This window comes from Paludibaculum fermentans, from assembly GCF_015277775.1.
Taxonomy (GTDB): domain Bacteria; phylum Acidobacteriota; class Terriglobia; order Bryobacterales; family Bryobacteraceae; genus Paludibaculum; species Paludibaculum fermentans.
Genome location: NZ_CP063849.1, coordinates 4,481,295 through 4,492,062, shown reverse-complemented (window position 1 = coordinate 4,492,062; position 10,768 = coordinate 4,481,295). Strand labels below are relative to the sequence as shown.

Below are 10,768 nucleotides of genomic sequence, written 5' to 3'. Positions count from 1 at the left end.
TTGTGCGCGGTTTCCCGTGCGAACTGGCTCCGCTGTCGCCTCAGGGTTTGGCCGGGGCGAGGCGGGCTGCGTAACCGCCGCCGGGCGCCATGCTGAGCTTCAGGGTCTTGGCGCGATCGACGCCCTGCTTCCGGATCGAGATGTTCTTGGGCGACGTGGCGGAGTCTGCCGCGTCGGCATAAATCTCGGCGGTGAACGAGCCGGACGGCAGGAACGAAAGCGGGATTTCCACCTCCCGCTGGGTCCAATTGGTCATGGCGCCCAGGAACCACTCATTGCCGTGGCGGCGGGACATGACGATGAACTCTCCAGGCAGCCCGGCAAGCACCTTGCTCTCGTCCCAGGATGCAGGGACGCTCCTGATGAATTCGAACGAAGGCTGGTCGCGATAGGCGGCCGGACTGTCCGCTACCATCTGCACGGGGGCATCGTAGACTGCGTACATCGCGAGATGGTGGGCGCGGGTCCCCATCACCATGGGCGCAAGGCCGCGCGGCACGAAATCGGCCTTGGTGGCGTTCTCGAAGCCGCCGGGCGTGTAGTCCATCAGGCCGGTGAGCATGCGGGTGAAGGGCAAGGTGACGTGGCTGTCGGGGTTGTCGCGGGCGCCGGCCTTGGACTGTTCCATGCCGAGCACTGCTTCATAGCCCATGACGTTGGGCCAGGTGCGCTCCATGCCGGTGGGCTTCGTCGAGCCATGGAAGTCGACCATTAAGTGGTGACGGGCGGCGCATTCGGCCACTTTGTAGTAGAAGTCGATGCCGGCCTGGTCGTCGCGTTCAATGAAATCGATCTTCATGCCGGCGACGCCCCACTTCTCATAGATCGCGAAGGCCTCTTCCATCTGTTTGACTACGCCGCGATAGTGCAGCCAGATCCAGATTCTGACGTTCTTCGGGGCGGCGTAGTTGACGAGTTCCGGCACGTCGACACGGCCGTTGATCCTGGTAATGTTGTCGAGGCTGCTCCAACCGGCATCCACCAGCATGTAGGGGAAGCCGGAGTGGGCGGAGAAGTCGACGTAATACTTCATCGTTTCGGTGGTGAAGGCCGGCTTGCCGTCGCGGCCCTGGCTGCCATTCCACCAATCCCACGAGGCTTTGCCGGGATGGATCCAGGAGATGTCGGAGATGGCCGGCGGCGGATTCAGATTGGTGATGACGGTGGATTCGATGAGGCGGCCGGGCTCCGTGCCGACCAGGATGATGCGCCAGGGAGAGTTGTGGGGCAGGGTGGAGCGTACTGCGACTGCGGGGTCTTCCACCTGCGGAGCCAGGCGCGATTCGAAGTAGTGCCCCGCCCAGCTGCCGGAGGGGTTCTCGAGGTACATGGCGGCATTGCCCCGCATATCGGCCTCGGTGATGGCGGCCCAGGCGACGCCGGGGACTTCCATGAGCAGCGGCAGGCCGATGAGCGAGGAGCTTTTGACGCCGCCCTGGTTCGAGAAGGCGCTGGCCGGGAGCTTGAGGAATTCGCTCTCGTACATGGAGCGGTAATTGGGCAGGACCAAGGCGTAGGTGATGGGATCCTTGGCGATGCGGAACTCGGTTGCTTCCCGGGTCAGGACATACTCGCTGAGTCCGGGCTGGGCAGGAATTACGTAACGGAACGCGACGGCATCGTTGTAGGCGCGCGCTTCCACGATGAACTTGCGGGCTGGCGGGGCGGTCTCCTCCAGATCCAGCCGGAGGGCCTGGCAATGGTCGCGGGCCGTGCTGGTTTTCCCGTGCGGCAGACGGTAAGTCTCGTCGATGGAGGATGTGGAGACGTTCACGATGCGGACCGCCGTGCCGAGCGCCGGCTGGTCCCTCAGCTCCAGGCGGAGGGCGGAAGACTCGACCAACTCCTTGCCGTGGAACGTCACACGATAGACGAGTTGTCCCTGAGGAGACGGCGGGAGTCCCGTCAAAGACTGGCCGGGTGAGGCTGTGGCGGGGGTGACCGTTTGGAAGGCGATGGTGAGGTGCTGGTCGGGGGAAGTGATGGTCTGGGCGGCGGCGGTGCCAAACACAAGAACGGCCGAGAGGAAGCTAATGAGGCGCATTTGTCCGAATCAATCCTTGCAGGAATCATATAGCTTCCCCTTCTCGGAGTGGTAGCCGCCCGCCGCGGTTCAGGCGGCTTTAAGGAAGACAGCCATGGCCTCGATCTCCACCAGGAGGTCGGAGCGGCAGAGAATGGCCTGGATGCCGACCGAGGCGGGCAGCGGGTCCAGTCCCTGTTCCTGGAAGAATCGGGTGCGCTCTTCGTTGAAGGCCTCGTAGTCGCGCTCAATGTCGCGCAGGTAGCAGGTGGTCTTGACGATGTCCTTCCAGGTGGCCCCTTCGGCGGCCAGCAGTCCGGTGATGTTGTGATAGGTGCGGGCGAGCTGTGCGCGGAAGTCGCCTACATGGACGGTGCGGCCACTCTCATCGATGCTGGCGGTGCCCGAGATCAGTAGAACCACAACGTTGCCGAACTCGAGCCGAAGCCCCCGCGAAAACGAGCTGGGTTTGGCGTAGTCATATGCCTCGTTCAGGACGGCTGTGTTGGTGATCTTCGACTTGGCGATGGAGGTGGCGCTGGAGAGCGCCTGGATGATTTCGTTCTGAGTCATTGTATGATGCCGTTTTCCTGGCGCGCTGATTCCGGCGGGATGCCGGTTGCGACTGCTGCCCCTTTGATCCCCAGCTTACTGTTCCGGCGCGGGTGTGACAACCCGGCCACTAGGGCGCCTCCTGGATGGAGACAGTACGGTTGACCTGCTCCACCACCGTGGTCTGGAGCTTGCCGGTGGGCCAGCGGATCTCCAACTCGGCGCGAGCGGCCGTGCCGAGTCCGAAATGGAGGCGAAGGTCGTTCTGCGAAATATAGCCGCCGCCGCTGCGCACCTCGTCGGTCTGGGTCGTGCCGCCGGCGGTGACCCGGACGCGGGCGCCGATGGCGCTGCGGTTTGATTTGACCCCGGTGAGTTTGACGGAGAGCCAGTTGCCGGCCGGTTTCGTGGAGAGCTTCAACAAAGACGGGCGCTCGCCCTGATTGTTGATGAGGATCTCGGGGACGCCGTCGTTATCGATGTCGGCCACGGCCACGCCGCGAGAGGAGTGAAGGTCCGTGATGCCGGGACCCGCCCGCTCAGAGATATCGTCGAACTTTCCATCGCGGCGATTGCGATAAAGGATGCGGCGCTCGCGGAAGCGGATGTCGGTCTGTTTGCGGTCGATCTCGGGGAAGACATGGCCATTGACCAGGAGGAGATCCTTCCAGCCGTCATTGTCGAAGTCGAGGAAGGCGGGGCCCCAGCCCACGAAGCGGGTGTTGTGGGCCAGTCCGGACGAGATGGTGATGTCCTCAAACTCGCCTTGGCCGCGATTGTGATAGAGGGTCTCGCGCTCGTCCGAGAAGTTGGAGCGGAAGATGCTGAGCCAGCCGGAGTGATCGTAGTCGGCTGGGATCGCACCCATGCCGGACATCGCCTTGCCGTTGTCGTCGAAGGCCGCGCCGCGGAGGACCGCCTCCTCGGCAAAGGTACCGTCGTGCTGGTTCATGTAGAGCAGGGAAGGCGTCTGGTCGCAGGCGACAAACACGTCGGGCCAGCCGTCGCCGTCGAAGTCGGCCGTGACGACGGAGAGGGCGTAGTGCTGGGCGGGCAGGCCCACCCCGCTCTTGGCGGAGACGTCGGTAAAGGTGCCATCGGCGTTGGCGTGGTACAGAATGTTGCGGTCGAACGGCAGTCCGCGGGGGCCGCAATTGACCGGCAGGCCGAGATACCAGCAGTAGGGATTAGCGCCGGGTTTGGGCGTCTCCTCAAAGCTGAACTTAAGATAGTTGGCCACGAAAAGATCGAGACGGCCGTCGCGGTCATAGTCGAAGAAGGCGCAGCCGGTGTTGTAGCGGACCCGATCCTGCTGAAGGCCTGCCTCTTTCGTTACGTCCCGAAACTGTTTGCCGCCTTCGTTGTGGTAGAGCGAGTTCTGGCCCCAATAGGTGACGAACAGGTCAACGAACCCATCGTTGTCGTAGTCGCCGGCGCAGGCGCCCTGTCCCCAGCCCTTCCGGCTGAGGCCCATCTTTTCCGTAGCGTCGGAGAACCGGCCAGAACCTTCGTTGTGATAGAGGCGGCTGAGCGCGCCGTCGCCACTGATGACAAAGGCGTCCGGCAAGCCGTCGTTATCGTAGTCGAGGAAGGCCACCCCGCTGCCGGTGGTCTCAATGATGAATTCCTTGGTCACCATGCCGCCGTTCGGGAAGACCTGGGTCAGGCCGGCGGCTTCGGCCACGTCACGGAACTCAGGCAAGGGCGCCTCGGGCGGAGGAGCGGGTGCAACGGCCGCGGCCAGAAGAAGGAGGATCGCTCTCATTGGCCGGGCGGCTTCTCTCCCAGCTTCTTCAGGAACTCAGTGAACTCGCCTTCGGGCGCTTTCTGGAGTTGATCGAGTTCTGCTTTTTCGCGGCGGGCTTCGGCCATTTTCCCGGCGTTGCGATAGGCCATCATGAGGCTGTAGTGGGCGGATTCACTGCGCGGCGCGAGTTTCACGGCGCGCTGTAGCAGCGAAATTGCCTCGTCGTTTTTCTTCTCGTCGGTGCGGATCTTGCCCAGGGCTATGAGCGCTTCCGGGAAGTCTTTGTTGAGCTCCAGGGCCTGCTGCAGTTTCTCCGCGGCGGCCTGGTTTTGCTGGCGATTCTGTAAAATCTGGGCGATCTGGTAGAGGACGACAGAGTCGGAAGGATTGAGGGCGAGTTCCGCCTGAAACTCCTGGAGTGCGGCTTCGAGCACCTCCGGTGAATGGGTGCTCATCAGAAGGGCGCGGCCCAGCCGGAAGTGGAGATTCAGCGCTTTGGGATTCTTGGCGATGGCCTTGCGGTATTCGGCCGCTGCTTCATTGAACTGGCCCTGTGTTTCGAGCACCTCGCCCGAGAGCTGGTTCACCCGGAAAGAGGACGGCGCCTTCTGGTACAGCAGGTAAATCGTGTCGTTCCAGGCACGCATATAGAGGCGCGCGGACTGATAAAGCACATCGGCGTCGGAGGGGAATTTCGCTTTGAGCTCATTGAGTATCGCAGCCGCGTCCTCGATGGAGCCGGAGGCCAGCCGGCATTGGACAAAGGCAAGTCCGGACAGGCGGGCGATTTCGGCATTCGGGCTCCGGTACGCCTGTTTGAGCGCAGGGGCGGCCTCGTCGCAACGGCCTGTGGCGGCCAGGGTGAGCGCGAGGAAGGCGGAGGCTCGTGGGTCGTTGCCCTTGGCGGCCGAGCGGAGGTTGCGTTCAGCGGCGGGCATGTCGCCCTTATGGAAGGCCTCAAGGCCGCTAATCAGCGGGTCGCTTTGGGCGCAGGCGAGGGTGACGAAGAGGAAGGGCAGTGTGGCTCGGATCAAGCAGCGCCTCGAATTCCTAATGGCCGGCATCGTCGAGCATGAGATCGAGTTTGCCGAAACGGTGACGGTCGGCTCCGGCGAAGTACCGGAAACGGATCATGGGGGGTGCGCCGGGGGCGATGGTTCGACGGGGGTCGGCCAGACGGTCAGCGGGCTTGGCGTCGAGGAGGATGCGGCCGGATTCGGCGATTTGCGAAGTCAACTGCCGGATGCGCTCTTCGCGAGCGGACTGGTCCGGCTGGGCGAGCAGAAAGTAGAGGAGGAGCGTGGACATCGCGGTTCAAACCCTCGGCGCCCCCTCCGGCCACCGGCCGGCGCGGACGATCCAAGTTGATGATAGCAGGGGTAGGTCATCTTGCAAGCCCTTTCAAATCGGGCGGCAGGGACGCGCCACTTTCCTGGCTGAGCTTCTCGTGCAGGGCCCGCTCACGGAGGGCATCCTCTTTGCGTCCAAGGCGGTCATAAATGCGCGCCAATCGGAAGTGAGGAGCAGGGTCGGCGGGATTGAGAGCAGCGCTCCGTTTGAATTCTCCGGTTGCGCCTTCCATCTTCTTCTGGCGCTCAAAAACCATGCCTAGCAGAAGATGGGTATCCGCCTGATCCTCCTTGATAATTAACGCTTTTTTAAGAAGTGACTCGGCTAGTGCATCATCGGCGGCCGGGTCTTCGGGCGAGGGCCGGAGCAGAATTGCGCGGGCATGGAGCACATAGCCGAGCGGGCTTTGGGGATGCGCTTTTTCGAATTGCGCGGCAAGCGTCAACACCTCCGGAATCCGGTTGGCGGCATGTTCCAGAACACGGCCCATGAAGTAGTACGGCTGGGGCACATCCGGCGCCAACTGCATGACACGAAGGAACCGGTCCACCGCATTGGGGAACTGCCTTTGCCCGTAATATGCGACGCCCAGGGCCAGTTCCAGTTGGGGACTTTTGTCGAAGATCTTGCGGCCGTCCTCCAAGGTGGAGATGGCGGAGGGAAAGTCCTGAGACTGCATCTGGGCTTGGGCCAGGCGAAAGATTGCCTCTTCACTATAGGGGGCAAGGCGGCGCGCCTGGGCGTATTGGAGGATGGCCTGTTTCCAGTCCTGTTTCGCCTCATAAGCCCGGCCCAGAAGATTGCGGACGTCGGAGGAATCCTCCACATCGAGAGCGCGCTGACCTATCGAAAGAGATGCGTCCATGCGGCCTGCCTCCAGATTGAAGAGGGCCAAGTTGTACAGCAACGAAGGGTCCTTGCCGGCGAAGCGGGCGGCCTTATCGGCGGAGATGAGGGCTGCCTTCATATTGTTCTGGCGAGCCTGGGCCTGCGCCATCAAAAACCAGACTGGAGCACTGGATGGTTCGAGTTGAACGACTGCCTGAAGATATCGTTCGGCCGCCGCGGGTTCATTTCTTTGGAGGGCGGCCAGAGCTTCCTGGACCCGAGTTTGAATTAGTTTCGAATCAGGCTGAAGCAAAAAGGACGTGATTAGGAAGAGCCGCCACATCGGACAATAGTATAACGTGCCTATCGTTAGATAACCGCAACATTTTGCAGAAGTTGCCGCAAGCCAGAACAGGCCGGTATGCGGAGCCTTGTACGTCCTGTGGCGTACTCTGACCTAGTGCAAAAAGACTAATGAAAGCGCTTGACTCAGTATCGGACTGTCATTAAGCTGATTGAGAATCGAAACCGGCGGAAGCGTTTACATTCCGTCCCCGATAGCTGTGCCGAAGAGCACGGTTCGCATTTGCGGGATGGCTTCCGGTGGTCTGGTTGTTGTTCGAAGCAACAGGGGTTCGAGAATTGGCCCCGACAGGGGTCAAGAAGTGAGGTAGTCTATGCTCCATGTGAGAGTCACGCGACTGCTCATCGTCGGATTGCTCTTCGCGTTCTGCCTGATGGCACAGCGCGATCTAGGAACAATCGCTGGTACGGTGACAGACCCCCAGGGTGGGGTGATTCCCAATGCCAAAGTCACGATCAAAGAAGAGGCCACAGGGCTCACTTACGATCTGACAACCAACTCATCAGGCGAGTTCGCAAGACCCGCCTTGAAACCCGGCAACTATACAGTCACAGCGGAAGCGACCGGCTTCCGGCGAGTTGCGCAGCAGAACGTCGTTCTGGTGGGCGGTGACCGTGTTGCCGTGCCGATGTCGCTCCCTGTCGGCAACGTCTCCGAATCGGTGGAAGTATCGGCCCAGGCGCCTCTGCTTCAGACGGAGACCACGACGTTGGGCGCCGACCTGGGTAGAAGAGCCGTCAGCGAGCTGCCTCTCGGCGGCCAGCGGACGTTCTCGTTTCTGGCCAGATTGTCACCGGGTGTTGTCCCTGCCGAAGGTGGCGCACGTGATGCTGTCGGCGGCGGCTTTTCCGCCAACGGCGTGCGTTCGAACGGGCAGAACAACTTCCTGCTGAACGGTGTTGACAACAACGTCAACGTGATCGACTTCCTGAACCAGACCGCTTTTGTGGTCGGACCTTCCGTGGAAGCGATCGGCGAAATGCGCGTGCTGACAAACGGCTACAACGCCGAGTACGGACGCGGCGCCGGCGGCGTGGTCAACGTCAATCTGAAGTCGGGCACGAACGAAGTGCACGGCGTGTTGTTCGAAATCCTGCAGAACGACAAGATCAACGCGAATCGCTGGGAATACAACAAAGCCGGCAAGCCGCGTGGCCCGTTCAAGCAGAACCAGTACGGTGCGGCGATCGGTGCTCCCATCATCAAAAACAAGCTATTCATCTTTGGCGACTATCAGGGCACTCGCATCACCTCCTCCGGCGGCAGCATCCAGAATCTGGGCTACGGCGGTTTCTATACGATCCCGACGGCAGCAATGCGGCAGGGCGATTTTTCCAAACTGCTGGGATCGTCGGTAGGCACGGACGCAAACGGAAACAACATTGTCGCGAACCAGATCTTCGATCCAAAATCGAATGCGACGGTGAACGGACAGCTGATCAGGACCCCGTTTACCGGGAACATGATTCCGTCGAGCCGTTTTGACCCGGCGGCTGCGAAACTGATGGGTCTGTTTCCCAACGAGAACCAGCCCGTCAAAGCCGGCGTGACCCCGTTCAACGACTACTTCGCTTCCACGGCCGGCCGGCAGAACACCGATCAGGGTGACGGCCGCGTCGACTACCGCCTGAGCGACAAGGACTCGCTGTTCGGATCGTTGAGCTGGCAGAATACCAACAAATTCAACGAGCCGTTTCTTCCCGGCGCGCTGGACGGCACCCCGTTCAACGCCGTCACGGAAGAGGACCTGAGCCGCAACGCTCAGTTGAGCTACACGCGTGTATGGAATCCTTCCATCGTGTCCGAGACCCGTGTCGGCTTCAGCCGCCTGGTCACCTCGCGCGTTGGTGCGAATCCGGACAAGGACCTGTTCAAGGAATTCGGCATCGGCGGTTATAATCCGATGACGGCCCTGAACGGCGGCCTGCCGCAGATGCAGTTCTCGACTGGCTACACGCAGATTGGCGCGAACGACTGGCTGCCTTCCAAGGAATATTCGAACGTTTGGGACTTCATCCAGAACGTGTCGATCATGAAGGGCCACCACTCCTACAAGTTCGGCGCCGAGTACCGCCCCATCAAGTTCCCGTTCTTCCAGGTGCCTTACCCGCACGGCGAAATGAACTTCAACCGGAACGAGACGGCATATCCTTCGGCTACCGGCACACAGGGCGCGTTGAATACGCTGACTGGCGACGACTATGCGTCGTTCCTGCTCGGAAACATCAACAATGGCCGTGTTTCGACAAACAACTTCATCTCCTCCGAGAAGGTTGCCTGGGCGTTCTATTTCCAGGACGACTGGAAGCTGACTCCCAAGTTGACGTTGAACATCGGCATGCGCTACGAGTTGTTCTCGCCCATCGGCGAGAAGTTCGCCCGCCAGTCCAATTTCGTCTACGACAATCTGACTCTGTTCATCCCGAAGGGCAAGGACCAGGACGCACCGCTGCCTCCGAACTTCCCGACGGCCTTCCCGAACGTCAAAGTTTCGCGCGGCGAAGTGGACAAGTACATGATCCCGTGGGACAAGACCAACTTCGCCCCGCGTATCGGTCTTGCCTACAACTGGCGTGACAACACCGTGATCCGCCTGGGTTACGGCGCCTTCTACGGTGGTGAAGAGAATCAGGGCGGCAATCCGAATCGCGGTGAGTCCGTCCCCTTCAACCAATCCACCGATCTGGCCCGTCCCACCTCGGCCATCTTCGACGTGAACCCGTTCTTCACGAACGGCCTCGCCGGCGGCTTCCCGAGCAACGTGTTCTCCCTGAATGCCCCGGTTTCGTTCCGCGGCGTTGCAGTGAACTTCCGCAATTCGCTGGTCCACAAGTGGAACTTCGCGGTGCAGAGACAGCTGCCCTGGCAGTCCTCGCTGGAAATCGCCTACGTCGGCAACCACCAGGCGCATCAATTGTTCCAGCCTGACTGGAACGCCTGCGCGAACATCGGTACGACTTCGTCGACGATGCAGGGTTGCAGCACGGCGCTTCGGCCCACGCCCTATATCGGTGGCATCTCCGGAACCGCTTCGTTCGGCTTCGGCGATTATCACGGCATGACGACCAAGTTCGACAAGCGTTACTCGAACGGTCTCATGTTGATGGCGTCTTACACCTACGGCCACGCGCTGGCCAACACCGGCACGACCCTCAGCGGTTCGACCGGCTTCGGGACTCTTGATCCCCGCAACTATTCCAGCAGCTACTCGACGGCAGCGTGGGACATCCGGCACAACTTCGTGTCGAACTTCACCTACGAAATTCCGTTTGGCAAGGGCAAGACGTATGGCACCCACATGAACACGGTAGTCAACGCTCTGGTGGGCAACTGGCAGGCCAACGGCATCCTCACGCTACGCACCGGCCAGCCTTTCACCCTCCGGTCGAATGGCTGCCAGGGCATCTGGAATTCCTGCATGCCTGACCTGGTCGCTGGTCAGGATCCGCAGGCCGCACCGACCGGCGGACGGAATCCGGATAAGTGGTTCAACACGGCTGCCGTCACGGCGCCGGCTTCCCTCACGGGCGGCAACCTTGGACTGCAGAGCAACACCGGCCCCGCGGGCCGCACGCTTGATTTCTCCCTCTTTAAGGACTTCGCGTTCACAGAGCGGATCAAGCTGCAGTTCCGTGCCGAGGGTACGAACGTGGCCAACACGCCTCAGTTCGGCATCCCGGACAATAACCGGCAGAACTCGACGTTTGGTGTGATCAACAGCACCAATTCGGGCACCGAACGCCACATGCAGTTCGCTCTCCGGCTGCAATTCTGATCCCCCAGGATCGGGAGAACAGTCTGAGCGAGTGTACGATACGAAAGGCCTCACCCTTCGGGGTGGGGCCTTTTTGCGGGAAGGGATTCAATCGCGCCGGAATGAATGGGAAGCTAAAGAGCATGGTGG

Annotated in this window: 7 protein-coding genes; 1 reads left to right on the top strand and 6 read right to left on the bottom strand. The window is 61.2% G+C overall.

All coding sequences use genetic code 11. The features are described from left to right. Window positions 1-40: 40 nt before the first annotated feature. From IRI77_RS17620 to IRI77_RS17595, 6 genes are all read right to left on the bottom strand, one after another. Window positions 41-2,044: a glycoside hydrolase family 97 protein gene (locus IRI77_RS17620; RefSeq protein ID WP_194453345.1), complete on the bottom strand. Its 2,004-nt coding sequence runs from the start codon at window positions 2,042-2,044 to the stop codon at window positions 41-43. 69 nt (window positions 2,045-2,113) lie between these two features. Next, complete coding sequence (locus IRI77_RS17615) at window positions 2,114-2,596, bottom strand: Rid family hydrolase (protein WP_194453344.1); 483 nt, start codon at window positions 2,594-2,596, stop codon at window positions 2,114-2,116. 109 nt (window positions 2,597-2,705) lie between these two features. Next, entirely contained in the window at window positions 2,706-4,340 is a 1,635-nt protein-coding gene (locus IRI77_RS17610; protein WP_194453343.1) for a CRTAC1 family protein, read from the bottom strand. Further along, entirely contained in the window at window positions 4,337-5,356 is a 1,020-nt protein-coding gene (locus IRI77_RS17605; protein WP_194453342.1) for a tetratricopeptide repeat protein, read from the bottom strand. Before IRI77_RS17605 ends, IRI77_RS17610 begins: the two co-directional genes overlap by 4 nt. Before the next feature lie 16 nt (window positions 5,357-5,372). Beyond that, the gene (locus tag IRI77_RS17600; RefSeq protein WP_194453341.1) at window positions 5,373-5,630 is read right to left on the bottom strand and encodes a hypothetical protein; all 258 of its coding nucleotides are present in this window, start codon (window positions 5,628-5,630) and stop codon (window positions 5,373-5,375) included. Window positions 5,631-5,706: 76 nt separating this feature from the next. Next, entirely contained in the window at window positions 5,707-6,843 is a 1,137-nt protein-coding gene (locus IRI77_RS17595) for a tetratricopeptide repeat protein (RefSeq protein WP_194453340.1), read from the bottom strand. Window positions 6,844-7,177: 334 nt separating this feature from the next. On the opposite strand from IRI77_RS17595, the gene IRI77_RS17590 reads away from it, so the two are divergent. Next, entirely contained in the window at window positions 7,178-10,639 is a 3,462-nt protein-coding gene (locus IRI77_RS17590; RefSeq protein ID WP_194453339.1) for a TonB-dependent receptor, read from the top strand. The last annotated feature ends 129 nt before the right edge of the window (window positions 10,640-10,768 follow it).

Coding starts and splice junctions, on each gene's coding strand:
- IRI77_RS17620 (WP_194453345.1), bottom strand. CDS start 2,044: ATGCGCCTCATTAGCTTCCTCTCGGCCGTTCTTGTGTTTGGCACCGCC.
- IRI77_RS17615 (WP_194453344.1), bottom strand. CDS start 2,596: ATGACTCAGAACGAAATCATCCAGGCGCTCTCCAGCGCCACCTCCATC.
- IRI77_RS17610 (WP_194453343.1), bottom strand. CDS start 4,340: ATGAGAGCGATCCTCCTTCTTCTGGCCGCGGCCGTTGCACCCGCTCCT.
- IRI77_RS17600 (WP_194453341.1), bottom strand. CDS start 5,630: ATGTCCACGCTCCTCCTCTACTTTCTGCTCGCCCAGCCGGACCAGTCC.
- IRI77_RS17595 (WP_194453340.1), bottom strand. CDS start 6,843: ATGTGGCGGCTCTTCCTAATCACGTCCTTTTTGCTTCAGCCTGATTCG.
- IRI77_RS17590 (WP_194453339.1), top strand. CDS start 7,178: ATGCTCCATGTGAGAGTCACGCGACTGCTCATCGTCGGATTGCTCTTC.